Source organism: Candidatus Sysuiplasma acidicola (genome assembly GCA_019721035.1).
Lineage (GTDB): Archaea > Thermoplasmatota > Thermoplasmata > Sysuiplasmatales > Sysuiplasmataceae > Sysuiplasma > Sysuiplasma acidicola.
Map to the genome: position 1 here is coordinate 51,441 of JAHEAA010000003.1, position 25,816 is coordinate 77,256.

Consider the following 25,816-nt stretch of genomic DNA (forward strand, 5'->3'; position numbering starts at 1 on the left):
CTGTATCTGGTTCCGAATGAGAAAGGAATCTCAGATACGCTAAGGTTCGCTGTCGCGAGTATTTCCAGCAGCACTTTGTAGCTGCCGGATGTTACGCTCCTTATATCCACCGCATCCCTGCGGAAAAGGAAGTATCCGGAGAGAGGATCTCTTATATTCCGTGTCTGCGGAATCATGAAATGCGCCAGTCCTGTAGCAAACATCGAAATCGCTCTGCGCACAGCGGACATGTTGGGGGCACCGCCCTCAGTGTACCGCGACGCTATGACCATGGCGGTTCCCCTCCTCGCTTCCTCCAGCATTGCAGGAAGCAGTTCCGGCGGGTGCTGCATGTCGCAGTCCATTACGGCCACGAATCTCCCGTCTGATGCGAGTGTAGCGTCTCTGACGGCTGTCGCTATACCCATTTTAGCAGATCTTGAGAGCAGCCGTATGTTACCGTAAACATCGTTGAGTCGATTTGCAACTTCTCCTGTGCCGTCCGGGCTTTTGTCGTCGGCGACAATGATTTCGCAGTCCAATCCCAGTTTTTCGATGGCATCAATAAGGACCGGAAGATTGCCTGCTTCGTTATATGTCGGAATCACGATACTCAATTCAGTCATGTCATGCACCGCCGATGCTGAAGTTCCAGAATGTCGCCGACATCTGACTCGTATACGTCAGGCTACCTGCCAAATACATAAACATTGCCCCACTGACTGACCAGTTGTTTGCAAGCGCCATGCCGTATACTGCCCTGAAGTTGATTTCAGTAATGTTTGTCAGTATCACCACTGTGTTTACATCCGGGTGCAGTATTTTGGAAGATATGGTGGCATTGTACCCAATCCAGATGCTCTTGAGCCCGCTCTCGAAAACAATCTCTGCTCCGAAGAAGAGCAACGGCTGGCCGCTCGCATTTACCGAACTTCCTCCGGTGCCCGCGGGTCCAGTTATGTTAAGACTGTAGTTCAGGAATGCGCCTGCCCCTGCAAGAGCGGCCAGGTTAATATTGTCATTGATCATCTGCGCAGACACCCATCCCGCGTGCGCCGTACTCCTTCCCGCTATTATACTTATCTGACCCGGCGAATAATTGTATGATCCCGCTACGTCTCCACTGATCGAGAAGTACCAGCCGACTGGTGAGGTCGTGTTGTAGAAACCGGCCTTGAGCATCAGCGGATTGGCAATCTGGAAGGCAGGTTTTGCATATCCGCCAGCGGAAGCATAGGATGACTGAAAGTTGTCGTAATATGCAATGAGCCTGAACGAGATATTATTCTGTATGTAGTCGATTTGGGTGTTAGGCACAATCTGCAGCGTGCTCACGCCTGGTGCAATAATCGGGTTCTGTGCGCTCCATAGCATCCCGTTAGCGCTGACGACTGGGCCGTTCACAAGTATTCTGAAGAAAACGGGGATGCTCGCCGGCTGGCCGTTCTGAGGAATGTAGCTGACCGTCACGTTCATAGAGGTTATCATTCCCGGCACGGAATAGGGGTTGCCGTACGCATCTATTTTTACAATTTTCAGCGGATCGTGATTCGCGGCAGCATAACCGTAGCCGGTGACAGTCACGCCGCCAATCAGTATGAGCGCGACCAGTGACGCAGCCACTCTGTTATCCCGCAGGCCCGCAATTGCAGCTACGACCGTTTGCCTCAGGTGTATGCGCGGCGCAGGTTGTAGAAAGCCCGCGCTCTTCATCTGCTCTATGAGGTCGGGCAAGAGCAGCAGAAGAAGAAACGGCCAGTAGATCAGATAGTTTAGCAGCACACGGTAATAGAAGATAAACGAGAGTACCGGGAATGCGAAGAATGCGAATTTGAACCGTTCAAATTCCGTGACATAGATGATAAAGAATATGGCGAGTATGAGAGCCGGCAATATCAGGAAGACGAATCTTGCAACCGGAACAAATCCGGCAAAACCCAGTATCGACGGTCCCAGTCCTATACCTATGATCGGCTGGCTTGCGACCCCTGATATGCTGTTGAACCAGGCAGAGGGGTTCATCGCGATGAATGGTGCATTCGTAATGAGGAAAGCCGCCGCCATATACAGTGAGAACTTCAGGGCCGCCTTCCAGTCCTTCCCTTTTTCCATGTAGATGAAGTAGAGGAAGAAGGGAAAGATCGCCGCAGGTGTCTGTTTGAACGATATGCTCAGCCCGTAAAGCATGCCTGAAATGGCGGGTCTGTCTCTGTAAATGTATGAAAGTGCAAGGAAAAAGAGCCACACTATGTCAGTGACTCCCCCGACTGTATAGTAGACCCAGTTGAAGTTGACGAGCAGTATGAATGTGGCATAGGGAAACAAATCTATGAATCGTCTCTTTCTGTAGTAATGAAACAGGAGAGGATAACACGCAATGCTGAAAACAATCAGTATGTAATTGCTGTGTACGCCGGCTAACAGCCCGGGCATCATCATGAGCACAGACAGACCCGGATAAGTCATGTAGTGGACATATCCTCCAGTCAGCACCGGCGTTATGAAGTAGAAGGGCACGTGGTAGAATGAAAACGCGCGGATCATGTTTGCGCTCACATACGGATCTATGCCATGAAGTGTGAGATAGGCTGCATAAGTATCCAGTGCCAGCTCATCCGTTCCGAATGTCGGGAATATGCCCACGAGTGCCGCGAAGTAGGCTGTCATGCCCGTGAGGAGCAGTGTCAGAAAAACATAATCAATGCCTTTGTGATTGACCTTTATGACGGCGGAATATATGAGTGAGATGCCGGCCAGTATTAGGAGCAGCCATACAACAATAAGCATCCCGAGATTCAGGTATCCTGCTCTGGACCACAGCGTAGTTGCATAGGTGATGAAGAAAATCGCCAGACCGATATACGCAACTCTGTTTATGAGCGTCCGCAGAACCCGTTCCTCGAACGGAAGGGGCACATTTTCTCTCATCACTTTTGGAAGTCAGCGTGTGCTATAAAAAATAGTTTCGTATCAGCGCAGCGGATATGCTCATCCCATCCTAATCAGCGTCATTGTGTTCAACACGCCCGGATAAGATCTGATTTCGTCGACTTTTTTGTTCAGCAGCTCGACGGACTCTGTTTTCATTTCCGCCGCGACATCATATTCACCGCTGGTTTCGTAAACAAACGTTGAGGATTCCCTCAGCCTTTTGATGAGCATCCTCGTCTGATCGAGCTGCGTCTTGATGAGCACGAGACCGTTGACCTCATTGCTCTTCGTTATAATCGTGAACTTCTCTATTATGCCGTCTTCTACCATCCGGGCAATCCTCGCCCTGACGCCGCCTTCCGTCAGACTCACATGCCTCGCTATTTCCACATTTTTCATCCTGGCGTTTTCCCTGAGCAGAGAGAGAATCTGAGTGTCGATATCATCAATAACTCTTACAACAACCTTCTTCTGATTATCCCTGCTCTCGCTGCCGGTGCCCGCCATAATAAGTCGCATACATCGATTCTCTATTTAATGCATTCCAACTGCTTTCCTTTTGTCCGCTCCTAATGCCCTCTTCGCGGTCAGGCCAGCACTCAGCCAGCGTTCCGGTCAACTGTGCCACTTGTGGTTGGCGGACACTTCAACAGTAGCCATTCATGCCGCACTTCTTGCGGCGCTCCGGATCGACGGCAGGAAAGAATAATTAACTGCCAACGCCTTAACCTCTCAACGAGATTCAGTATCAGGGGGTAAGGCGGGCACGTTAGAAATCAAGCTCTACAAGACCATTGACGCCACATCCGCGAACTGCACCGGTCCGATTGGCGAAATGGCATCGGCCATGAATGACGCATATCCCGGCGAAGGTGTCGCAATACTGCTGGGCGACGAGGCAACGCGTGATGATGTTCTCGTCTGGGCCAGGCGGACAGGAAATGAAGTGGCTGAGAATGTCTCCGAAGGCGGAAAGTTCAAAATAATTCTGAGGAAGGTGAAATGAAATGAAGAACATTTTAGTGGCAGGCGGTGGGCTCGGCGGAACGATTGTGGCAAACAGAATAGCGCAGAAGCTGTCAAATGAGATCGAAAAGGGGGAAGTTGGCGTTACTGTTCTCGACAGGAATGACAAGCACTTCTATCAACCCGGATTTTTGCTCGTTTCGATGGGTGTGATGGAGCCTGCAGAGACGCATGTCCCGGAGCGCTCTGTTCTCGACAGGCATGTGAAGTTCCTTACCGGGGACAAAGGAACGATAACCAGGATAGATGCGGCCAACCACTCGCTAGCCACCGCAGACGGAGCCACTCACAGCTACGATCAGCTCGTCCTCTCTACGGGTTCACACCTTCAATTTGACGAGATACCCGGATTCGCCGGCGGCGCTGATACTTTCTTCAATCTCGAAAAGTCTACTCAGATGTGGAAGAAGATTCAGTCATTCACGGGCGGCAGAATTGTTGTTGACACCGCGAGCCTCCCTCATAAGTGCCCGGTTGCGCCTCTCGAAATAACGCTGATGCTGGACGACTACTTCAGGAAGAAGGGTATCAGGGACAAAGTTCAGATTGATTACTGCTACCCAGTCCCGGGCGTGTTCGGCATACCCAACGTGAACCGCATGATGGCAGGAATCTTCGCAGAAAGAGGAATAAACGTACACAGCCAGTTCACACTGGCCTCCGTTGACGGCGGCGCCAGGAAGATAACATCGAAGGAGGGCGAGTCGCTGGACTACGACCTGCTGGTAAGCGTGCCACCTCACAAGGGCGCGCAGGTGATAGGGGACTCCGGCCTCGGCGACAGGAGGAACTGGGTAGGAACAGACAAGTTTACGCTCCTTGTGAAAGGGTATGACAACATTCATGCCATGGGTGATACTACCGACATAGCAATATCGAAGGCAGGTTCCACTGCTGACTACGAATCATACACTGTCAGTCACAACGTGGCAGCAGATGTCATGGGCACGGACGGAAAGAAGACCTATCCCGGCACGGTGTTCTGTTTCATAGCGACGGGCATGGATCAGGCAACGTACATAAAATTCGACTACAACCATCCGCCGGTGCCTCCAACCCCCTCCCAGATCTACTGGTGGAGCAAGCTTGCCTACAACAAACTCTACTGGAGCATCCACGCCAGGACAATGGTTTGACGGTGTTCTGCTTGCGGCTCTCAATAATACTCGGTTCCAACCATCTGGAAAGGGTGGAATTTGCGTCGATGACCGCATTCCTGGCGTCCAGCATGGGGGAGGAGGTAAACATATTTGCCACCATGGACGGCGTAAAGGCATTCGGCAGGGAACCTGTAGTGCTGTCTGAGGCAGAGTCCGCCGCAATGATAGTAAAGTCCGAGGCGGGCGGTAGATTTGCGGAGTATTTCAGGAAGGCTAAGGAAACGGGAAAGGTCAGAATAACGGCCTGCAGCATGGCCTCTAAGTTATTCAACCTGCGCAAGGAGGACTACTCGGATGTGGTCGACGGCATCGGAGGTCTGACTTCGTTTCTCGATTCTTCAGAGGGAAGCAGTATGATCAGCATCTGGTGATTGAGTTGAGCGGTGAAAGTACAGAAGGTGTGAGGAGCCTGACGTTGAACGCGGAGGAAGAGAAACAGGTACGCGAGTTTATTGCAAATATACCACGCTTCAACAGCGTAATGAAAGAGTTCTCGACGATGGTGAATGAAGGACAGATTGAAGCCATGTCGCAGGCACTGGCAGCACTGCGCTTCCTCAAGGACGGACTGAACGACGAAGCGATAGAATCGCTGTCGAAGCTTGGCGGAAGACTCACGGATGTGGCATCCGCCGCTTCATCAGAGCAGTCTATGGCTGTCATCGGCAGCCTGAGTTCCGAGGGAAAAGAGCTTTCCGAACTCATAAAAGACATAGGAAGGATGCACAGAGACGGCGTCTTCGACTCGGTGGTTAGCGCAGCATATGCACTGAAGTTCCTCAAGGACGGACTGAACGACGAGGCAATCGAAAATATCGCCTCCGGCATGGCAGACATGCTTTCCATTTCGAAGAAGTACTCTTCTCTTCTGTCCGGTGAGGAATTACCTTCTGCTCTGGCAACAGTGTCCAGACTTGAGCGTGACGGTGCGCTTGACGCACTTGTGGATGCGGCATACATTATCAAATTTCTCCGGGACGGACTGAACGACGAAGCGCTGTCCAACATTGCATCGTTGCTGTCCGAACTGCTAAGGCAGTGGCATTCCCTTCACAATCTCATAGACATGCTTTCGTCTCCGGTTGCTACGCGGGTGTTCAATACGCTGACGGACGAATCGCTTGAACAGAGGCTGGAAAAAGCGCCGCCAAGGAAAGGCGGTATGTCTCTGCTGTCCCTCTCTGACCCGGATGTCAGAAAGGGCTTCGGCGTTGTATTTGAGCTGCTGAAGATATTCGGTCAGGAATTCAAGACCGAGGTCACGACTGATGGCGTGACAGACAAAGACTGACGTATCGCATCCGCTTTATCTTCACTGCAGTGATGGCGCGGCGTTATGAACATGCCCGCTGAAAAGCAACTTCCTGTCTCATTTTCAAATAGTGTAATTGTATGGTTGCATTTTAATGAGCAATCAGCCGATAGTGGTTAAAAGCTCCGGGTATCTGTATGTCCTCCAAGTTTAAAACATCGAGGCGTATCGGCAGGATAATTACGCTCCTTGGTGCGGTCTTCCTGCTCTTCATAGCATCGGCAACCGTCCCGTTAGTAACGGGAAAGGGCTTAAGTTTCTCCGTCCCGTCATCTCCGGCGGAGACCAATACCGCAGGAACACTGTATATAAACACATCGTTCACAGTCGAAAATCATTGCCTGTATGCGATTAGACAGATATACTACACGCTGAATCTCAGCGTTCTCACCAACGGTACTCTGATTTATTCGTACAGCACACACCTGGCCGCTGCACTGCCCGGTCAAATTGAGCGTTACAGCATTTCTGTTCCCGTCACCATCGGCGCGTTGCCGGCATGGTTTGTCTCCGAAGCTGCAACCACCCCTGTTAACATGTCTGTCGGCACGTCCATCAGCGCCTCCTATGCCTATGGTTTCTTCCAGTTCGGCGTGAGCTATAAGGGGCCGTTCACATCATCGTCCATCGTTAAACCCGCACAGCTTGCAAACAGCCAGGAGGCTCAGAGGTATGCGGATTATCCGCAGATACCGCAATCTGCAACATACACGGGGGCCGCCGCATGATTGGAGAATACAGAAAGCGGGCTTCCCCTGCGGGCATCGATAAACCAAGTCTGCACATAGCAGGTGCCGTTCTTTCCTCTGCCACGTCGGCGTTATTTTTCATACTTGCGCCAATACTCTATATGCAGGCGGCATCATCATATCCACAACTGGGTTTCAACTCGATGAGCGTCTGGACCCAATCTGCGATTCTGCTAGGTTCGATCTTCATGTTTCTCAATGCGGGTGCGGTGCTTCTCGGAAACGAAAGAATCGCAGGCGTCATTCTGAGGGCGGCATCACAGGTTGCAATAGCCTATTATGTAATCTCCGTCGTCGGACGCCCCTTTACCATAACTGTCCAGGGCAATTATCATCTCTCTATGGCCATTTACTACATCGCGCTGATCCTGGCCTCGTTTGCCCTTCTGAGAATCATACCGTCCTTCGTGGAATACCTGGAATACAGACGTTATGTCCGCGGTGCCTCAGTCGTTTAGAAAAATGATTGATTCGCGGAAGGGATGCGCGATCGCCTGATCGCCGGATGTTCCTCTGCAGATTCAGCTCCGCTGAACTCTATTTTGAACTGTTCCAGTTCCTTTGAGATGCGCGCATTTCTGCATATGGGGCATTCTACCGGCTTATGAAGCCTGTGCTTCACAGTGACGACGCAGCTGTCCAGATTTATTCTCACGCCGCAACTGTCACATTCCACATCAAGCATATCTCGTTCCGCCATGTGATGCACCGTTTCCCCTATACGACTGCCCCATTGCACAAACAGCACTGAGCGCATTATTCCGAAGCAGTCTTCGGGTAACGACATGTTTCACTTAATCGTTTGCATCGGTTTCTGTCGAATCCGGTTTGTCATTATCAAATTTCTCCAGCTCTGTGCTCAGGTACCCCTTTCTCATCTCACCGACATTGACTTCTTCGAAAAGTTTTTCGAGTATCGCAAGCTCCCTCTGTTCAAACGTCATCTTGTCAACGGCGACGACCAGTACGGAGGATGTGTCGACAGTCTTCTGCATCACGCCCTCGAGCATGCCCATGACCTTTATCATGCTGTTATTAGAGAGCAGATACTCCAGTCCGTCAATAAACACAACTGCATTCTTGTGCCTCTCGATGAACGAGAGCATCGCGTTGCCGATTACGGAAAGTTTGGCAGGATCGAGGTTGCTGTTGCCCACAACCTGGGTCAGCCATCTGATCTCAGTGTTTCCCATATCGTACTTCTCCCTTAGCTTGGAGGGATGCTGCCTCGTAATCACGAGTGGATTGAATCCTGCCTTCTTGAAATCGACGAGGGCAAGATACGCGAACAGCGGCTTCTGTTCTGCTATCATATAACTGAAGCCTCGTTTCATCGCATACCTCACGCCCTCTATCTGTGAATGCGCTGCACTGGAAACTTCCGCGCCCTTCACTCTATTCGGCTGATCCTTCGGCTCCTGCGTTTCGTTCTGCGGTTCTTCCTTCAATCTCAATATGAGGCCCCTTCTGTTTCTGCCGGAAAGTGGAGAGGCGGAAACAATGACTCTTTTAGCACCTTCGGCCGAGGCAAACAGATACGACGACTCAAACCTCTCGCCCTTCCTGATATTTTCTGTGAGATCAACAATCTGATACGTATCCACTTCGTCAAGCAGCGAGACAATTTTCTCCACTGCAACTCCGGGCTGCATCGACAGCAGCTGCTTTGCCGCACTGTTAATAAACTCGATATTTCCGGACGTATCCACTCTGATGATCGGTTCGTCTATTCCGTCCAGTATCTCTGCCAGTTCTGTCCATTTCAGCTCAGCCGCCCTCTTGAGCTGTTTTTCCTGTTTCAGTGTCTCCACTGCAGAGTATGAATTGATAACATTCGATGCGAGTCTGTCCAGCAAGGCAACATCACTCTCGCTGAAGCCGTCAGAGCCGAATCTGTTTATGAGCAACAGCACTGCCCTTATCTCAGTTCCGCTGTCCTTGAACAGCGGATACATCAGCATCTCCCTGACGTAGCTGCCTGAAACCGGCTCAGTTTCAATTTGCGCGCTCCTGAAGTCGTTTATTATCATCGCTTCCCCCTTTTCTGCTGTCTTCAGGGCCAGTTTTTCAATTGAATCCGGTATCCGCGTCTCGAAGTATCCGCTCCATTCTATGTAGGAGGAAGACAGCACCCCCGCGAGCGCGTACTCAGTTCCAATTATGTGCCCCGCTGCGGATGCGAACGCATCCATCATGCTCCCGAACTCCGTGTGTGCCCCAACCTTTTTTCCTATTTCGTCCACCGTGCTGATGAGACCATGCCTGCGTCTCTCTTCAGACAATGCTGAAAGCTGTCTCACTTTTCGCGACACAAACGGTGCCATTTCGTTGTAGATGTGCATGTGTTCGGTGGTATCGCAGTCTCCGGCGTAGCCGGCAATGAACAGAAGGTCTGCCCCGTCAATCGTACTCATTCTCCATGTCGCAAGTCTGTTTCTGAATATGACCGGCACATTTTCGTCGTCCGAAGGCGGAAACTCAATTGCCTGTGATTGCGTTCCGTGCGTTCCTGTCAGGTGCGCTGCATATTTCATCAGTGTTTCCTGAGGCACGACTCCGCCACCGCCAGAGGAGGCTACAAGTCTGAGAATCCCAGACACATAATCCACCGAGTAGATGGCCGCGAAGGAAGCATTGAGCCGCGCTACGGCATAGTCGCAGACTTTTCCGTAGATCGACTGAACATCAACCTCTTCAACAATCGCGTCTTTGAATGCCGCCAGCTTGTTCAGGCGCACAACATCCGCATGACTGTTTCTGCTTGTCTTGATGCTGATGTGACGCGAGTTATAGAAATCAAGGAGTCTCTGAGTCACGGTGTTCCTGTACACGTCCTTCCTGAGGTTCGACTGAAAATCGAAACCAATGAGCACCACAGACTGACCATCCTTCTCCGATGATTCGTGTATGAGCATATTCCTGAATCTCGGTGCAGTGCCTTCGATAAAGTCTGCGCCGAGTGAATCAATCGCCGCAGAAGTCGCCGACTCGCCTTCCAGTGTGTACGTTCTCGTCGCAAGCTTCGTCATCTCGTGCAATACCGTGCTCAGAGATGTAGCATCGGCAGAGCATCCGCTCTCTTTGAAAGACTCACTGTCTGCGCATATACACTGCAACCGGCTCTCTCCGCTTCTCCTGAGCAGAAGCATACCAGCCTCACATGTTGAAAATTTTAGTGCGCTGTCCAGTACTCTGGATGAAAATGTGTCACTGTCCGGATTGTCAAGGCTCTCAATCAGTTGTTCGGACAGCAGCGAATGCATGGCGTTTTCCTTCTCTTTTTCCACATATGACTTGTGAATCTCCATGGCAGCATTGGCCCGCTCCATCACAGTGGAAAATTGCCTTCCGGTTATCTCCGCCATCTCAATTTCTTCCGCCGAAAACGTGTTCTTTCCTATTCTGTGCAATGCAATGACTCCAATGTCTTCTCTGACGCTCTTTATGGGTATGGCAAGAATCGCTTCGGGCTCGTTAGGTGTGCCGGGTATGCTTATCGACGAAGCATCCGCGTTCGCCTCCTGTATGTGCACCGGCTTGTCTTTCGATATGGTCCTTCCGACGATTCCTTCTCCAATCTTAACGGAGAATGAGAGCATTTCTTCTGCGAATACGCCTCTCGACGTCACCGGAATCAGCAGCGATCTGCCCTCGTTGAGCACATAGAAGACAGAAATGCTTGACGGAATGACTGAATTTATGAATGAGAGTGCCTCCTCCGCGATCCGCACGGGATCGTTTTCCCTGTGGAGCAGAAGAATCTCCTCCAGAAGCATGTTTCTGAACAGTATTTTTCTGTTCTTTTCCTCAATGAGCAGACTGGAGGACATTCTTGCTCCGAGAACCTGGGACAGAAATTCGACATCCCTGAATTCAAAATCATCGAGAGGAACCGGAGACTTACTCTCGAGTATCAGTATTGCGCTGCTTTTCGAGTTTGTCTTTACAGGCACAAGTGCAGCCCACTTCGTGCCTGTTCCGAGCGGTTTATAGCCAATAGACTCGATATCTTTTATGACGAGGGGTTCGCTCTGAGCTGCAACTCCGACGATCATGCTGCTGAGGCTCATACTCTGCGGGTTGTCGTATAATGGTGTTAGCGATTCACTCATTCCTGCGAACTCGAGCGCGTGCCCGGTTTCATCGGTCACCATCAGGGCAACATAGTCTATACCCATTCTCTTCTGTATTATGTCTGCAATCTTGTTAAGAACGTTGTTTGCGAGCGCCCCTTCATGCAACTGATTTCCAAGTTCGATTGCCGCTGTAAGTCTGGAAGCGTGGGAGAGATGTTCGCCGACCACAAATTCTCTTCTGACAACCGAGTCAAATATCCTGTCAACAAGCGCAAGCGCTAGTTCTTCATCCATGCTGAGCTGCCTGCGCACACCCACATAAGTGTACAGCGTCGGCGCCCCTCTTTCTGTTCCGCGGAAGAGGATAAAGTCAGTGACTCCCGTCGCGAGCGCAACCTCATCAACGAGTCTGATGCCGGAATTGGGCGCCTTTATCGACTTTTTGCTATCCCCGAAATCGGCGTTGAGCGGCAGCAGATCCTCATATTTCGTTTCGCCTGGTTCGCCGAGGAGCTCCTGATGGCTCGTCCATCTGAATCGGAGATCCCTGCTGATGACCACAAAAATGACGAACATATCCTTTCTGAGTCTGGTAATCTGCCTGCCGAAGGAGAAGAGAAGTGATTTCCAGTCTCCTGCATCTGTCAGGACGTCGACGCCTGCGGATATCAGACGCTCAAAAGAGTCGACGCTGCTTCCCGCTACCGGGAGAGCGCTGCCCTTGAGTGCTGCGCTCGTGACAAACTCATTCATTTTTACTTCATTCTCTGGCATTTGTCACTCCGACGCAGGTATTCCGGTCTTTCAGACGGCTGGACCATGCAGGTTAATCCGGCAGGTCGCTATTTAAACAAAATTTGTCAGGTTGTCACTCTTGATATTCAGTTCATTTGAAGACAGACAGCGAATCGGTCAATGTCAGTGCGATTCCCGACCATATCTGTCCCCTTTGAAGGAGTCCAGAATGAAGCACGCATCACGAGAAGGTTAATGCGCAATGGGCTGAGGGCAATTGACGGATGGTCAGCGGTCAGAAAACATGTCGCCTCCCTTTCACCGAACGTTTTCGCGTATCTTATGGTGCAAACTGCATCCAATCTGCTTAAATATGCGGCAATCTATGTCTGACTAATGTCCGACGATATCGTCCTTAATGATTCAGCTCAGGGTTATGCAGGGAGCGGCACACTCCCATTTGCATCCGGAGCGTTGGCGCAGGAGCATGCCGGAATGAGTTCCGTCGGGTACATCGGCGATGGTCTCAACGAATCGACACTATTCGAACTTGAGCAGACAATAAACACCATATTGAATGCAGCACGCAACAGGCGTGAGATGGAGACGGAGAGGGTCGTGATGTATTCAAAGGCGCTGAACAGCCTGTGCAGATCCGTGCTTGAGAAGGCGGAAGAGCGTATCGGCAGCCTCTCTACTACGCGCCCGACAGAGCCAGGAATAGAGGTTAAGCATTCCTCTCTGCTGCGTTCTGTTTCTGAAGTCCGGTTTCCGTACGGACCGGCGCTGAGTCAGGATAACTGGTCAAGCCTGTGTTCCCTCCTCATGAAGAGACTCGACAGGTACGGCTGCATTATAACACAGCGCGACAGGAGGTTTCTTTCGGAAGCTTCCGGCATTGACGTCTCTCCGTACATATGGTCAACGCTGGTGAAAAGGCTCGACCTCAGGAGAGTGAAGAATCCCTATTCCGCTTCTTCACTGGTCATATATGTCCCCCGCCTGAAGAAATGAGCCGTCGAATCACGCAAAACGGTTTAGACATGAATGTATTGCCCACCACGTGATCCTGGTTCTTGGTGCCGGTCTCGTCGGCAGGGCAATTGCAACAGACCTTTCCGCCGACTGTGATGTTGTAGTGTGCGATGTTTCCTCAAAGTCTCTGCGTTCTCTCGACGGAGTAAGAAAGTACAGAGGGAATGTATTCGACAACAGGGCGCTCATTGAGCGTTCAGAAGCCGTTGTCAGCGCACTTCCCGGAAGCATATCCTGCGGCATTGTGAGAAAGCTGCTGCGAATGGGCAAGCATGTCGTAGATACAGGTTTCATGGCCGAGGATCCGATGTCTATGGAAGGTATCGCACGCAGGCAGGGTTGCATCTACGTGCCGGATGCAGGTTACGCGCCGGGCCTGAGCAATGTGCTGGCCGGGCATCTATACCGAACCATGTCTCCTGTATCGATTGAGATCCTGGTTGCAGGTCTGCCCTCTGAGGATATTGCCCCGTTTCATCACGCTCCGACATTCAACGTTGAAGGGCTCATCGACGAATATACCAGGCCAGCGAGGATCATCAGGAACGGCAATATCGTTCAGATAGATCCTCTCTCTGAAATCAGGAGCATCTCCTTTCCGGGATTCGGCCGCCTGGAGGCTTTCTACACGGACGGCCTGCGGACGCTCCTGAAAACCATCAATGTCAGGAACATGTACGAGCTGACACTCCGTTATCCGGGGCATCTTGCGTCGATGAGATTTTTGCGTGACATGGGTTTCTTCTCGGACTCGGCCGCAGGAGGCATTGTTCCCCGCGCTGTCACCGAGACGCTTTTCTCTTCGGCAGGCTCGGATTTCAGAGATCTGTGCCTCACAAAGGTCGCAGCGGTAAAGGACGACATCACAGTCGAATTCACATCCATTGACCGATTCGATGAGAAGACAGGAACAAAGTCCATGGCACGCATGACGGGTTACACCGCCGCCGTCATAGCGCGTCTGCTTCTGGACGGTTACATCGAGGGAAGGGGTGTGTTACCGCCGGAGTATCTGGGTTTCGACGACAGACTCTTCTCAGCGCTCTTTTCCGCTCTACGAAAGAGGGGTATAGTTTTCCGTTCGCGCAGGCGAAAGACCGGCAGCAGACGGCCACCTCACCTTCAATCTTGATATAGTGCATCCTAGAGAAGGTGCTGCGGACGGACGTCCGAAAGCGAAGGATGGGATGAGTATACAGAAAAATCGAGCGTCTCCGGTCAGGATAACATCTTCACAGATTGCAACTTTTGTGTACTGTGCAAGGAAGTACAGTATATCGGTTTCCCTGCCCCCTGATTACGTTGAACCTGCAGCTGTCCGTGAGAGAAAACAGGGCGGTGTAGTCTATCACAGAACGAAAGGGCGCGTCATGATGAAGCTTCGTCTGAGAAGGTTGATATTGCTTGCCGCAGGAATGCTGGCACTCGCGGGAGCCATGATCATATGGCTACGATGACCCTTCTCGCCTTATTCCTCTTCACAGCGGGCGTTGCGATAATCATATACTGGCTGTTTGCAGCGGATCATATGCATTCAACCGATCTCTCAGGTTCAGGAACGCTGCTCAGATCGGATCGTTATCCTCTCACCGGTAAACCTGATGTTGTGCTGAAAAAGGGGCGGACGTTCATGCCTGTGGAATACAAGAGTTATGATGCCGGAGGAAGTGCCAGAGAATGGGATGTTGCACAGCTGCTGTCTTACTGTCTTCTGATAGAAGAGTGCAGAGGCAGAACGAAGGGAGGAAGACTGGTGTACCGTGACATGGAATTTTTCATTCCCTGGGACGGCCGCTCCAGGCGATATGTCGAAAACATAATGCTGGAAATGCTCGAAGGGTATGACCGTATGACCGACGACAGATGGAAATGCAATATGTGCGAGTTCAAAGACTTCTGCGGAAGGTGAGAATCAGTTTCCGAACGGCGTCCTCTTACGTCTGGTGCCGTCTCTGTAGATGGCATAGCTGCCGGAATCGTGACAGCTGTCTGCCTTATCCCGAACTTCGTATTCCCTGCCGCAGAACCAGCATTTGTAAACGACCCTGCTGACCATAAAAACAACGTCTCCTTTCCTGCTTATCGTCCTTTGTCAGCCCTGACGTTCGTTAAATAGCTTTTGAATGACGTCGCCTTCCTGCTGTATCAGTTGCTGCCATAGCACCGTGTCTTTGCTCAGATTCAATCCTCTATTCCTTCGGCTCCGGAAATCTTTCCAGTCAGTTGCCTGCTACCAATCACTGCACCGTTTACACCGCCGGTCAGTTTTTTCAGTTCCTCTATTTCATCGCGATTCATCATGACCATCAGGTTCACGCTGTCCCGCACGCCGCTCCCTTTCCCGTCCTGCGGCTGAAGGGTTAACGTGAGTCGCACGCCCATCTCCGTAATCGTGTGGCTGTCGATCCCCGTGTATCCCCTTTCACCGTGATGGGCTATGTCCAGTCCGGTATGCTCCTCCTCAACCGGCACCCTGACTCCCATCACGTAATCGAGCACTTTCAATATGCCAATCGTCATCAGAAACGAGTATGCAGATGAGGCTGCAACAGCTATCAGCTGGACTTCAACCTGTCCCGGATTTCCGTAAAACAGTCCGTTAGCCCCGCCCGAATTTACTGCGACGGTTGCAAAAAGGCCGGTTGCGATCGCGCCCCACGCACCTCCTACTCCGTGGACTCCGAATGTGTCCAGTGTGTCGTCGACCTTCGTTCTGTTCCTCCATGCAACGGCATAGAAACAGATGGCGCCGGCTCCGAACCCCACTGCCAGCGCTCCCCATATGTTGACGAAGCCTGAGGCAGGCGTGATGGCAACGAGTCCGGCCACGGCACCGGAGGCAGCACCGAGCATGCTTGCCTTCCCAGTGTAGTGCCAGCTCAGTCCCAGCCAGGTAAGCGAAGCAAGTGCTGCGGCTGTGTTTGTGACTATGAATGCATTGACTGCCAGTGCGGAGGCTCCGAGCGCCGATCCTGCATTGAATCCGAACCATCCGAACCAGAGAAGGGCCGCGCCAAGTATCGTCAATGTCGGTTCTGCGTGCGCGGTGCCGTCGCTTTTTGTCAGTCTCGGCCCGATGAAAAGGGCAGCGGCGAGGCCTGCAACTCCGGCGTTCAGATGGACGACGGTGCCGCCGGCGAAATCGAGTATGCCCATCCCGTGCAGCCATCCGTCATAGGCCCATACCCAGTGCGCCACAGGATCGTAGACGAGTGTTGTCCAGGCAAGCGTGAAGACAATGAACGTCGAAAATTTCATCCTTCCGACAAACGCACCGCTGACGAGGGCGGGCGTGATCACGGCAAACATCGCCTGGAAAATCATGAATGTGCTGATGCTTATGTTCTGAATGCCCGGATAGGTGGCGCTGTACCCCATGTTGGCCATGCCAATGTACTGAGTTCCGCCAACGATGCCCTGCAGCACACCCGAAGGTCCTGGAGCGAAGGCTATGGAAAAGCCTACCAGTACCCACTGGATGCTGACAATCGTAAGCACAGCGAAGGACTGGCCGATCAGTGAAAGTATGTTCTTCCTGCCTGCCATCCCGCCATAGAAATAGCCCAGTGCAGGCGTCATTATCATGACGAGGGCGGCCGATGCAAGAACCCATGCCGTGTCTCCGCTGCTGATCGCCATCCGTCAGACCTCCATACCTTTCTGTGTCATGCTCTTCTGTGTCATGAACAGATGCAATATTTGAATGTTTAGTGAATATACTAAGTCAAATGATATGCTTATAGAATAATTTTTGATATTATGAGCATAGTAATTTAAGAAAAAGAGTGCATTTGCAATTACAACGTGTTTCTGAAGACTGACGCTGTTCGTGAAAATGATACCTGGGATTTTTCTGCAGCGAACTATCTCCTCTGCTTGAATTCCGATGCAACGATGCGTTCGCCGTTCAGTCCGTCTGAATCGCTTGAGGCCAGAAAGACGGCCGGCGGTCCCATGATACCGGCATCCAGGAGTTTACCGAATGCATCTTCGGAAGTGCCTGGCGGAAACATGCCGCCCTTGACGAAGCCGCCGGGCGTCAGTATGTTTGCCGTTATGCCGCTGCCTTCCAACTCCTTCGCCATGATCATTGTAAGTGTGTCAGTAGCGGATCGTGTCGGTGAAAACGGTGCGAAACCCCTTATCGCCAGAAGTTCTCTGTCAACGTCCACATTCACAATCTTTCCTCTGCCCTGCTCAATGAAGGTGGGCATAAACGCCTGCGTCACCGCAAAATAACCAATGTAGTTAACGTCCATCGCCCTCCTCATCGATGCAATTTCGTATGTATGGAAGGGTTTTGCACTGAAGGCGAACGAGGGATTGAACTGTTCCATGCCTGTGCCGGCGCAGTTGAAGAATGCATCAACTCCTCCCCATCTGGAGTGGAGCAGATGAACTACTTCAGTTATGGAGTCATGCGATTCCACATCCATGACTACTGCGAACACGTCCAGTCCTTCCTTTTTCATCTCGTGATTAGCTTCCTTGAGTCGCTCCCCGGCTCTTGCAGCCATTGCGACAAACGCTCCTTCCAGCAGCAGCGCTCTGACGATCGCCTTCCCTATGCTGCCGCTACCGCCAGCCACCAGCACCCTGACTTCCGAAAGTTTTCCGCTCATGATACCATTGTCGCGCTAGACTGATTAATCAGGCTTAAAGCATGTGCACATCGGGGTTACACCTTCCTGCAACGCTGCATGACAGTACACTTCAGTTCAGCTGTGTGGTTGTGAGACGACTGTGAAATCGGACTCGAGTATCTCGTCCACCGTGCCGCTCTGAATGCCGAACGAACGGAAAAAATCGTCCAGCGCGACTCCGATATATTCAAAATCCTCACTGCACAGTTTCCTCGTCTCGATCGTCAGCGGTTTTGAATGTCTGCCCGTGTAGAATAATTCGTCAATCCTCGAAAACAGAGCTGCGTCGAGTGTGCATTTCAGTAAGCTGCGCGTCAATTTCCCCTGCTGCTCGAAGTCGGCCATCAGCTTCCTGTCTATGCGCTCTTCTTCCGCCGCCGTTCTCAGAAAATTCAGCACATCTTCCTTCATCGGGTTGAGCCCGAAGTGTTCTTCCCCGACCCTTCCCCTGACATACAGCCTTCCACCGACCATGCCAGAGGCGGCAAACCTGCCTATCGGCTCCGGCGCATCGAGAAGATTGAGAACCATCGCCGTGCCACCGGCCATGTATTCACAGAGATAATCGTCGCATGTCTCACCGATGATCAGCGTCGGCCTTCCGCCGGCTGTATTGAATTCCCTCATCTGTATGCCCACACGGTTTCCGGCAGAACCGCGGACAAATATGAAACCACCCTGAAGCGCCTGGCCCAGCACATCGCCGGCATCGCCATGAACGATTACGCCGCCGCGGTGCATCGTGTCGCAGGCATCGTCCGCTATGTTGCCGTATACCCTGTAAATAAGGCCCTCGTTGAGATTTGCCAGACAGTTGCCCGGATTCCCGTGAAGCTCGACTGTCAGTCTGTTTTGCGCGGCGAGCGCCATGCCAATATACCTGTGTCCGGCAATATTGGTCAGCCGCACAGTTTCAGCACCACGCGCAATAGACTCCCTGAGAAATGCGTTGATATCCTCGTATGTCATCGACGAGGCGTCCCTTGACACTGGCCACTCCGTAACATCCTCAGAAGACTCAGGCCTATGCCATTCGTGTTGCATCGTCATGCTTGTTCCGCCGGCGATCGCGGTGCGCCTGGAGCTCCCGCCAGCTATGAGCCCTCTGGAAACAGACGCTATGAAATAACCACCAGGTTCCGGTCTCCAAGTCCTAGCCTCGGGCGATATGCACCGGATCTGCGTTTCTTCGCTCGCAACGTAAAAATGACTGTCGTCCTCGCCGATCACCATGGGTCTGAGTTTCGACCTGTCCACCATGGCAATGAGATACAAATCTTCGCCATCGGAGATGCCGGCGGCAACGGAGAACGGTCCGTCGAGTCTCGCTCTGCGATATCTGTTCATGAGTGAAAGTATCTCTCCGTCGAGACCGTCCTCGAACGGACCGGTCAGCACGGTGCATGCCTGCTCCACCGTAAGTCCTTCGACCCTCACGAGCCTGTCAAGGAGCCTTGCTATCACCTCGCTGTCGGTGCCTGCATGACTCCTGAATCCCCAGGATCTCAGCATGTTGACATTTGAGCCGAATGAACTTATGTCTCCGTTATGCACGATTGCGCATTCCATGGATGCAAACGGATGAGACCAGAACGGATAAGTTCCGGGAGAATTCGTCGGTTGCCTCGTATGCGCAATCCACATATCGGCCGCGATGCCATCACTGTCCAGATCGTAAGCCTGCGCGACCTCAATCGGATGTCCGACGCCCTTGTACACATCGACAAATCTGCCGAATGAAACGATCCTCCCTTCCGGCCTTCTTCCGGAGAAGAGCTTCATGTTTATGCTGTCGACTATGGCATCAAGCTCGCCGGTCTTCGCAACGTCATAAGGCGATACGGAGGCCGTCATCCGTTTCATCTCGCCTCCTCCCCTGCTTATTGCGGCCCTGTCAAGCCGTGAATGGAGAATCCTGCCGAACTTCCTCTCCACGTCCCTTCTGATGTAGGTCGCTGCCACATCGTCCCTCACAAACGCAGTGAGTCTGAACGGTTCCCATTCGGGCGCAGTCCTTGTGAGCGTAAATGATGCGTAACCGGCTCCGAGGCCGCCTCCCCTGTAACCGGCCGCGGATATGCCCTTCACCGGCAGGCCGCTGGCTATCCTCATCGCATCCTTCTTCCTGATCATGCCGAATATACCGCATCCGTCCTTGACAACGGGCACGCGCAAATCTATCGGCTCTCCTCTGTTCATCATATTCACCCCGGTCCTGCAGGCTTCAGGCTCAGCTCGTTTCGCCACCATGTATCCATGTCAACCGCCCTGAGCAGTTCCCTGTTGCCTGTGAGCGAAGAACTGACGGAGCTTATTCCCGCCGCGCCGGCAAGCAGCTTGATCTCCTTCTGCAGACCTGCAACCAGATTCTGTACAAGTGCCCGGTTCATCGTGCCGCCGCTGTGTGTTCCTGCTTCACCGGCACTGTCCGTGCGGCATGCTATCGATGCGGCAGTGCGGAAACCTGCAGCATCTGCGCCGAGTGCAACCAGCTTGAATATGTCTTCCGCTCCTCTGATTGAATCATCCTCTGCAAGTATGGTTACACCGTCTCTCCTGCCTGCGTCCAGAAACAGTGCGTCTGTGGCGGAGATGGTCAGCTCCAGCGGAGTGTCCGAACGTGCATCATCCATGTCTATTACAACGCCGGCGAATGCACCGTTGTCCCAGTCGACTCCGGCGAGTTTTCCGACAGTGTCTGGCGTCGACGGGCACCTTATCAGCAGCAATCCGCCTCCTGCTTCCACGGGTTTCATCCGTTCTGATGCATCAACGGCGTCTATGTCGATCGTCCTCAGGTGCGCGTTGCGTGGCCCGATGTCCAGTGCGGACATGAGTCTACTTCCCGAACCCAGAGCGCCGCGGTGTCTGCTGTCGAGTATCAGTCCCATTTCGGAGGCTACCCTTTCGAGCACAATGTCGTCTGCGGCGTCATTCTCAGCTGAATCGTGTGTGAAGAAGAACGGTGAGGAAAGCCTGATGCGGCCACCGCATATCTGCACGCCTGTATCTATCTGCTCCCTGTAAGGGTCAATGCTGGGCCTCGTGACCTGCGCACCATCGCAGACTATGCTATCCATCGGTCTTGCCTTCTCTCCGGCACGTCTTACGGTGCCGGTGCCCATACTGGCCATGACCGCCTCTCTCGGAGCTTTGCCGGAAGCGCCCGACAGCTCCCTCAGTGCTCTGCGGGTGTCCTCGTCCCAGATGCGCTCACTGGAAGCCTCACGGGTGTCAGAATTGCCCGGATCTCCTGCTTCAATGCCATAACCGTCTTCTTCCTCTATGTCCAGGATGGAAGACAGTTCCTCCCTCTCTCTACCGTACAGGCGCAGCAGTGATCTGTTGCCGATGAGCTTCGAGAGGTTGTCCACGCCTGCTGCAGTCATGATTTCTCTCATCTCCTCCGACCATCCGCTGACGAGATTTGATATCCAGAGAATCGCCTGTTCCTGCGAAATCAACCGTTCCGGCTTGTCCTCAATCCTGTTTGTGATAAGCGCGGGACAGAAGCCCGTGTGGCACTTGTGCACCATGAGGCAGCCCAGTGCCAGCAGTGTGGCTGTGCCGAGACTGGTCATGTCGGCTCCGAGCGCCATCAGCTTGACGGAATCCTCAGGCGTGCTGACGCGTCCACCTGCAATGATCGTAAAGTTCTCCCTCAACCCCTCCTTCCTGAGAACGGTGTCTACAGAAGGTACGGCAAGCTCTATCGGCAAACCAGTATTGTCTCTGATGACCCTCGGCGCGGCGCCTGTGCCTGCTCCGGCGCCGTCAATTATGATGCCCGAAGCGCCCATCCTGGCGATGCCGGCCGCTATGTATGTGATGTAGTTCGTTGCGGCTACTTTCACCAGCACTGGTTTTCCGGTAGCATGTTTGAGTGCGGTTATGCGCTGGCCGAGGTCCTCTATGGAGTATATGTCGTGATGCGGCGCCGGAGAGATGGCATCCCTTCCTGGCGGTATGCGTCTTGCTGCGGAAATCGGTCCTGTCACTTTTGCGGCAGGCAGATGTCCGCCGATGCCGGGTTTCGCCCCCTGTCCGATTTTAATCACAACGGCCTGTCCCTTCGACAGGGATGATGCGTCGACTCCGAATCGTGCCGATGCCCACTGGACCGTTATTCTGCTGCAACCCGCTATCTCGGGCATGAGCCCGCCTTCCCCGGTTCCGGCAATCACACCAGTTTTTTCGGCAGCCATGGCTATGGCTATATTCGGAATGCCGGACAGAGCGCCGTATGACATGTCACCGAGGTACAGTGGGGAGGAAAGCACCAGGTCAGAACCGCTGCAGAACGGCAGGCGGGTATCCGCAGCACCGTGCCGCTGTCCATTGTCCGTGCTCTTCCTGTCAATGAAAATGCGGTCGAGTATTCTGCCAGTCCTGTTCGCACCTGGAATGTACAGTTGCTCCGTGGAACGTCCGGACTGCGCCAGGCTTCTGATGTGCCCGATTCTCCAGTCGTCCCAGAATTCTGCGACTCTTCTTCCTGGAAGAGGCCTGAACTTATTGATTACCACGCTATTTTTTATCAAGTCTATTTATGGCAATGAACGGGAGTATTTTACCCTTTCGTTTTTAAATTACGATTTTCGGTTTGTACGTCCTGAGCTGCTGCCATCCAATCCGGTCAATATCATCTCATTCACTGTTTTTTTTCACAAAAAGGCTCCTCAGCTCCCTGCCGACTTCCTCAATATGCTCCTTCTGTGCTTCGTCCCTCTTCTTCCTGAGTGTGGGCATCTCTCTGTAATATTCGTTCATCCACTCTTCCGCGAAGCTGCCGTCCCTGATTTCGGACAGTATTTTTTCCATATTGCCAACCACGTGATCGTCAATCACGCGTGAACCTCTGGTCCGTCCGCCGTACTCCGCAGTGTTGCTCACATTATCCCACATGTTCTCTATTCCGCCGGTCTGAATCAAATCGACAATCAGCTTGAGCTCATGCAGCACCTCGAAATAAGCAACTTCAGGCTGGTAACCGCTGGAAACAAGCAGTTTGAATGCCTTTCCTATGAGTTCCGCCACTCCGCCGCACAAGACGACCTGCTCGCCGAAATTGTCTGTCTCTGTCTCCTCCTTGAATGTCGTCCTGATGACGCCTGCTCTTGTTGACCCTATGCCCCTCGCAATCGCAAGCGCGACGTTGAACGCATTTCCCGAGTAGTCCTTCTCGACGGCGACGAGTGAAGGCGTGCCGAAACCCTGAAGATATGTGTTCCTCACCATCGCTCCGGGTCCTTTCGGCGCGACCATGATGACATCGACCCCCTCTGGCGGCACTATCCTGCGGAAATGTATGTTGAAACCGTGACCGAACTCCAGTGTCATGCCCTTTTTCAGGTATTTCGCGATATCGTTCGCGTAGACGTCAGACTGCACCTCATCCGGTATGAGCATCATCACTATGTCTGCGGACCTGACTGCATCAGGCACCGTCACCGGTGCGAATCCATCCGATTCGGCTATCTTCCAGCTGTCACCGCTCTTCCTGAGTCCAACTGTGACGTCGACGCCTGAATCTCTGAGATTGAGCGCCTGCGCCCTCCCCTGTATGCCATATCCTATGACTGCAACTCTCTTACCCTTCAGAACACCCATATCTGCATCCTTATCGTAATATGCATTGACCATTTTTTCACCTTCATTTCAGCCCAGCATTTCCTGCGGATTCACTTCCCTTCTCGTCTGTGTAGCGCTTGCGTGTGCTTCACAGCCGTCCAGCTGCTGTTCTGCATACGCAACGCCCTGAATCCTTTTGATCGACTTTACCACTTTCATTGCATCGGCATCGTTCTTCAGTTCCACACTTATTGCATTGGAACCTCCCTCACGCACGAAGATCAGCTTCTCAATGCTTATGTTCCTTCTGCTGAACTCAAAGATGACTCGCTGCAGCACGCCTTCCTGATCATCTGCCGAAATTCTTAATTTCGCTGTCATTAACATCCTTCCATTTACATCGCCCGTATATTGTTCCGTTCTTGCCCGCCCACGGCGGCGTCATCGGCAGGCAGTCTTCGTTTATGTCAAGCTTCATGTCTGCGACGAACGGTACGTCGCTTGCCAGGCCGCGCCGTATTGCTTCTGCGACCTCTCCCGTCTTTTCCACCGTAACGCCTTCTCCACCCATCGACTCGGCGAACCTGACGAAGTCGGGGGATCTGCCGTAGTCCGCCGCGAAGATGTGGTTGCCGTAAAACTGCTTCTGGAACTGTCGTATCATGCCAAGGCTGCCGTTGTTCATCACCACGACAAAGACAGGTATGTCGTTTTCCACGGCAGTGGCGAATTCACCGAATGTCATCTGGAAGCCGCCGTCTCCGGTCAGGCACACGACCTTCGTTCCAGGTTCCGCCACCTTGGCACCGATGGCCGAAGGGAGGCCGAAACCCATTGTACCGAGACCTCCCGATGTGATGAATCTCCTGTGCCCGCACACCTCGAAGAAATGTGCGGCAAACATCTGATGTTGCCCCACGTCTGTCGTGATGATTGCATCTTCCGGCATCAGTTTCGAAAGCTGACTGATGACTTTCTGAGGCTTGAGCGGCGACTCGTTAAGATCGAAATCGCACTGGCAGAACGAACGCGCGGCAAGAATCCTCGCAGTCCACGCAGCACGTCCTTCCGGATGCCTGTCCACGGTCTTCTTCAGCAGGTCGACAATTTCGCCGCAGTTTCCGGTAAGCCCGACAACGTTCTTCACATTCTTTCCTATTTCAACGTTGTCGATGTCCACATGTATTATGCCTGTTTTTGTCAGAAATTCTCCTGTCTTTCCGGTGGTTCTGTCGCTAAATCTCGTCGCTATCGCGACCACGACATCTGCCTCCTCCAGAGCCATGGCGGAGGAGCGTCTTCCGTGCATGCCAGTTGTGCCAAGCACGAGCGGATGATCTTCCCTTACTGCTCCTTTTCCCATAACTGTGGAAACGACCGGCGCGCCCAGCAGTTCGGCAAGCTCGAGTACGGAGTCTCCGCATCTTGCCCACTTTGCACCGCCGCCCACAAGGATTACCGGCCTCTGAGAAGCGTTGAGCATTGCCAGAGCCGACTGCAGGTTGGCTAAATCAGAGGGCGTGGGTATCGCCACCCCGCCGAGATGAGGTTCACCGGTCAAATCGTTGGCCACAGTATCCGTGGGTAAGTCTATGGCGACCGGTCCAAACCTCCCGCTGACGGCTATTGCAAATGCCTTTCCGACAAGATACGGTATGTCTTCCGGCGATTTCACCTTGAAGTTGCTTTTGGTCACAGGTATCATCATGTCGAATGTGTCTGATTCCTGAAATGCGTCATTTCCCATCATTTTCGTTGAAACCTGACCTGTCATGCAGACGACGGGTGATGAATCGAGAAACGCCGTGGCCACGCCGGTTATCATATTTGTGGCGCCGGGACCCGAAGTTCCCAGGCATACGCCCGGCTTACCCGTTATCCTCGCGTATCCGTCCGCCATGTGCGCTGCTCCTCCTTCATGTCTTGTTAGCACATGTCTTATGCCGCTGGTGTCTATCTCGTCGTATATGGCGAGATTCGCACCTCCGGGTATGCCGAAGATCGTCCGCACACCGTGCTCCGCGAGTGTATTAACTAATAGTTTAGCTCCTCTCATTCTACCATCTCCCTGAAACGACAAAACCAGAAAGTTGGTCGTTTCAGGTAATGAAGTGCAACAAGTCTGCAATAATGCAGGACATGCAAAGCGTCATTGTTCCGCAGGCACTTCTGATTTTCATCTGAGGTTCGCAGATAGCATTGTGTATAAATACATTGTGACGAATTAGCAGGGGCAGGATAATTGTAAAACTACGACATATGACTAGGTCATACATCGTTTAAATGCAAGTCAGTTCCAGACATATCCCGTTTACGGCTGGCATGCAGAATACATCTGCCAGATGCTAGTAAGTTTATTAAGGGACTTGCGAGTATCTCATTAACATCAATATTGATAACGTAGGGGAGGAACAAAGATGTCGCTGGGCATGGCTGTAATATGGGGCATTGTAGTAGGAGTAGTTCTCTTTAACATGTGGTTTGGCTGGGCAGTATATTTTTATGCCGGGAAACAAACAAACTGACTTCCAGTTTGGATGCAGTTTTCACGTCAATCGTATATTTCAGGTCGGAACATGCAAGTGATATAGGCCCGTGT

General features: G+C 52.4%; 24 protein-coding genes. 11 read left to right on the forward strand and 13 right to left on the reverse strand.

The features are described from left to right. From KIS30_02035 to KIS30_02045, 3 genes are all read right to left on the reverse strand, one after another. The coding region (locus KIS30_02035; GenBank protein ID MBX8645525.1) for a glycosyltransferase at nt 1-605 on the reverse strand (605 nt) is incomplete at its 3' end. A 1-nt stretch (nt 606) separates the two neighbouring features. Continuing rightward, nucleotides 607-2,907, reverse strand: coding sequence for a hypothetical protein (locus KIS30_02040; protein ID MBX8645526.1), 2,301 nt, complete (start codon nt 2,905-2,907; stop codon nt 607-609). 60 nt (nt 2,908-2,967) lie between these two features. Further along, entirely contained in the window at nt 2,968-3,417 is a 450-nt protein-coding gene (locus KIS30_02045; protein MBX8645527.1) for an Lrp/AsnC family transcriptional regulator, read from the reverse strand. A gap of 268 nt (nt 3,418-3,685) precedes the next feature. Between KIS30_02045 and KIS30_02050 the strand changes: the two genes are divergently transcribed. The 6 genes from KIS30_02050 to KIS30_02075 all read left to right on the forward strand — a co-directional run bounded on the left by KIS30_02050 (nt 3,686) and on the right by KIS30_02075 (nt 7,615). Next, a complete protein-coding gene (locus KIS30_02050) occupies nt 3,686-3,916 on the forward strand; it encodes a sulfurtransferase TusA family protein (GenBank protein ID MBX8645528.1) in 231 nt (76 codons plus the stop codon). Nucleotide 3,917: 1 nt separating this feature from the next. Then, a complete protein-coding gene (locus KIS30_02055; GenBank protein ID MBX8645529.1) occupies nt 3,918-5,072 on the forward strand; it encodes an NAD(P)/FAD-dependent oxidoreductase in 1,155 nt (384 codons plus the stop codon). Nucleotides 5,073-5,083: 11 nt separating this feature from the next. Beyond that, entirely contained in the window at nt 5,084-5,467 is a 384-nt protein-coding gene (locus KIS30_02060; GenBank protein MBX8645530.1) for a DsrE family protein, read from the forward strand. Between the two features lie 5 nt (nt 5,468-5,472). Continuing rightward, on the forward strand, nt 5,473-6,387 hold the full coding sequence (locus KIS30_02065) for a DUF1641 domain-containing protein (protein ID MBX8645531.1): 915 nt from the start codon (nt 5,473-5,475) through the stop codon (nt 6,385-6,387). A gap of 158 nt (nt 6,388-6,545) precedes the next feature. Continuing rightward, complete coding sequence (locus KIS30_02070) at nt 6,546-7,136, forward strand: hypothetical protein (protein ID MBX8645532.1); 591 nt, start codon at nt 6,546-6,548, stop codon at nt 7,134-7,136. Continuing rightward, on the forward strand, nt 7,133-7,615 hold the full coding sequence (locus KIS30_02075) for a hypothetical protein (protein ID MBX8645533.1): 483 nt from the start codon (nt 7,133-7,135) through the stop codon (nt 7,613-7,615). Before KIS30_02070 ends, KIS30_02075 begins: the two co-directional genes overlap by 4 nt. Here the strand turns inward: KIS30_02075 and KIS30_02080 are convergent. Then, nucleotides 7,612-7,857 (reverse strand): hypothetical protein, encoded by a 246-nt coding sequence (locus KIS30_02080; protein MBX8645534.1) that lies wholly within the window; start codon nt 7,855-7,857, stop codon nt 7,612-7,614. The two genes, KIS30_02075 and KIS30_02080, sit on opposite strands and share 4 nt — an antisense overlap. Before the next feature lie 94 nt (nt 7,858-7,951). Next, nucleotides 7,952-12,007 (reverse strand): DUF835 domain-containing protein, encoded by a 4,056-nt coding sequence (locus KIS30_02085; protein ID MBX8645535.1) that lies wholly within the window; start codon nt 12,005-12,007, stop codon nt 7,952-7,954. A 141-nt stretch (nt 12,008-12,148) separates the two neighbouring features. Here KIS30_02085 and KIS30_02090 point away from each other — a divergent pair, with 141 nt between their 5' ends. From KIS30_02090 to KIS30_02110, 5 genes are all read left to right on the forward strand, one after another. Further along, entirely contained in the window at nt 12,149-12,361 is a 213-nt protein-coding gene (locus KIS30_02090) for a hypothetical protein (GenBank protein ID MBX8645536.1), read from the forward strand. 102 nt (nt 12,362-12,463) lie between these two features. Further along, on the forward strand, nt 12,464-12,982 hold the full coding sequence (locus KIS30_02095; protein ID MBX8645537.1) for a hypothetical protein: 519 nt from the start codon (nt 12,464-12,466) through the stop codon (nt 12,980-12,982). Between the two features lie 49 nt (nt 12,983-13,031). Further along, nucleotides 13,032-14,135 carry a saccharopine dehydrogenase NADP-binding domain-containing protein gene (locus KIS30_02100; protein MBX8645538.1) on the forward strand — a complete coding sequence of 368 codons (1,104 nt, stop codon included), beginning with the start codon at nt 13,032-13,034 and terminating at the stop codon, nt 14,133-14,135. Between the two features lie 55 nt (nt 14,136-14,190). Next, nucleotides 14,191-14,460 carry a hypothetical protein gene (locus KIS30_02105; protein ID MBX8645539.1) on the forward strand — a complete coding sequence of 90 codons (270 nt, stop codon included), beginning with the start codon at nt 14,191-14,193 and terminating at the stop codon, nt 14,458-14,460. Next, on the forward strand, nt 14,448-14,912 hold the full coding sequence (locus KIS30_02110; GenBank protein ID MBX8645540.1) for a PD-(D/E)XK nuclease family protein: 465 nt from the start codon (nt 14,448-14,450) through the stop codon (nt 14,910-14,912). Before KIS30_02105 ends, KIS30_02110 begins: the two co-directional genes overlap by 13 nt. A gap of 3 nt (nt 14,913-14,915) precedes the next feature. On the opposite strand, the gene KIS30_02115 is transcribed toward KIS30_02110, so the two are convergent. The 8 genes from KIS30_02115 to ilvB form a co-directional block, all read right to left on the reverse strand. After that, nucleotides 14,916-15,059, reverse strand: a complete 144-nt coding sequence (locus tag KIS30_02115; protein MBX8645541.1) for a hypothetical protein — start codon at nt 15,057-15,059, stop codon at nt 14,916-14,918. 125 nt (nt 15,060-15,184) lie between these two features. Then, nucleotides 15,185-16,636: an ammonium transporter gene (locus tag KIS30_02120; protein MBX8645542.1), complete on the reverse strand. Its 1,452-nt coding sequence runs from the start codon at nt 16,634-16,636 to the stop codon at nt 15,185-15,187. Nucleotides 16,637-16,866: 230 nt separating this feature from the next. Further along, the gene (locus tag KIS30_02125) at nt 16,867-17,625 is read right to left on the reverse strand and encodes an SDR family oxidoreductase (protein ID MBX8645543.1); all 759 of its coding nucleotides are present in this window, start codon (nt 17,623-17,625) and stop codon (nt 16,867-16,869) included. 96 nt (nt 17,626-17,721) lie between these two features. Then, on the reverse strand, nt 17,722-19,848 hold the full coding sequence (locus KIS30_02130) for a glutamate synthase (protein ID MBX8645544.1): 2,127 nt from the start codon (nt 19,846-19,848) through the stop codon (nt 17,722-17,724). Nucleotides 19,849-19,850: 2 nt separating this feature from the next. Then, the gene (locus tag KIS30_02135) at nt 19,851-22,172 is read right to left on the reverse strand and encodes an FMN-binding glutamate synthase family protein (GenBank protein ID MBX8645545.1); all 2,322 of its coding nucleotides are present in this window, start codon (nt 22,170-22,172) and stop codon (nt 19,851-19,853) included. A 121-nt stretch (nt 22,173-22,293) separates the two neighbouring features. Then, nucleotides 22,294-23,289, reverse strand: coding sequence for a ketol-acid reductoisomerase (gene ilvC / locus KIS30_02140; protein MBX8645546.1), 996 nt, complete (start codon nt 23,287-23,289; stop codon nt 22,294-22,296). Nucleotides 23,290-23,304: 15 nt separating this feature from the next. Then, a complete protein-coding gene (locus KIS30_02145) occupies nt 23,305-23,598 on the reverse strand; it encodes a hypothetical protein (GenBank protein ID MBX8645547.1) in 294 nt (97 codons plus the stop codon). Continuing rightward, nucleotides 23,567-25,273 carry a biosynthetic-type acetolactate synthase large subunit gene (ilvB, locus tag KIS30_02150; GenBank protein ID MBX8645548.1) on the reverse strand — a complete coding sequence of 569 codons (1,707 nt, stop codon included), beginning with the start codon at nt 25,271-25,273 and terminating at the stop codon, nt 23,567-23,569. The genes KIS30_02145 and ilvB overlap by 32 nt, the downstream gene beginning before the upstream one ends. Nucleotides 25,274-25,816 lie beyond the last annotated feature (543 nt).

What these genes read in the sequence shown, in the direction of transcription:
- ilvB (MBX8645548.1), bottom strand. Translation starts at nt 25,273, where the DNA reads ATGAGAGGAGCTAAACTATTAGTTAATACACTCGCGGAGCACGGTGTG.
- KIS30_02085 (MBX8645535.1), bottom strand. Translation starts at nt 12,007, where the DNA reads ATGCCAGAGAATGAAGTAAAAATGAATGAGTTTGTCACGAGCGCAGCA.
- KIS30_02070 (MBX8645532.1), top strand. Translation starts at nt 6,546, where the DNA reads ATGTCCTCCAAGTTTAAAACATCGAGGCGTATCGGCAGGATAATTACG.
- KIS30_02125 (MBX8645543.1), bottom strand. Translation starts at nt 17,625, where the DNA reads ATGAGCGGAAAACTTTCGGAAGTCAGGGTGCTGGTGGCTGGCGGTAGC.
- KIS30_02040 (MBX8645526.1), bottom strand. Translation starts at nt 2,907, where the DNA reads ATGAGAGAAAATGTGCCCCTTCCGTTCGAGGAACGGGTTCTGCGGACG.
- KIS30_02110 (MBX8645540.1), top strand. Translation starts at nt 14,448, where the DNA reads ATGGCTACGATGACCCTTCTCGCCTTATTCCTCTTCACAGCGGGCGTT.
- KIS30_02045 (MBX8645527.1), bottom strand. Translation starts at nt 3,417, where the DNA reads ATGGCGGGCACCGGCAGCGAGAGCAGGGATAATCAGAAGAAGGTTGTT.
- KIS30_02090 (MBX8645536.1), top strand. Translation starts at nt 12,149, where the DNA reads ATGTCAGTGCGATTCCCGACCATATCTGTCCCCTTTGAAGGAGTCCAG.
- KIS30_02115 (MBX8645541.1), bottom strand. Translation starts at nt 15,059, where the DNA reads ATGGTCAGCAGGGTCGTTTACAAATGCTGGTTCTGCGGCAGGGAATAC.
- KIS30_02055 (MBX8645529.1), top strand. Translation starts at nt 3,918, where the DNA reads ATGAAGAACATTTTAGTGGCAGGCGGTGGGCTCGGCGGAACGATTGTG.
- KIS30_02130 (MBX8645544.1), bottom strand. Translation starts at nt 19,848, where the DNA reads ATGATGAACAGAGGAGAGCCGATAGATTTGCGCGTGCCCGTTGTCAAG.
- KIS30_02095 (MBX8645537.1), top strand. Translation starts at nt 12,464, where the DNA reads ATGAGTTCCGTCGGGTACATCGGCGATGGTCTCAACGAATCGACACTA.
- KIS30_02080 (MBX8645534.1), bottom strand. Translation starts at nt 7,857, where the DNA reads ATGGCGGAACGAGATATGCTTGATGTGGAATGTGACAGTTGCGGCGTG.
- KIS30_02105 (MBX8645539.1), top strand. Translation starts at nt 14,191, where the DNA reads ATGAGTATACAGAAAAATCGAGCGTCTCCGGTCAGGATAACATCTTCA.
- KIS30_02075 (MBX8645533.1), top strand. Translation starts at nt 7,133, where the DNA reads ATGATTGGAGAATACAGAAAGCGGGCTTCCCCTGCGGGCATCGATAAA.
- ilvC (MBX8645546.1), bottom strand. Translation starts at nt 23,289, where the DNA reads ATGGTCAATGCATATTACGATAAGGATGCAGATATGGGTGTTCTGAAG.
- KIS30_02145 (MBX8645547.1), bottom strand. Translation starts at nt 23,598, where the DNA reads ATGACAGCGAAATTAAGAATTTCGGCAGATGATCAGGAAGGCGTGCTG.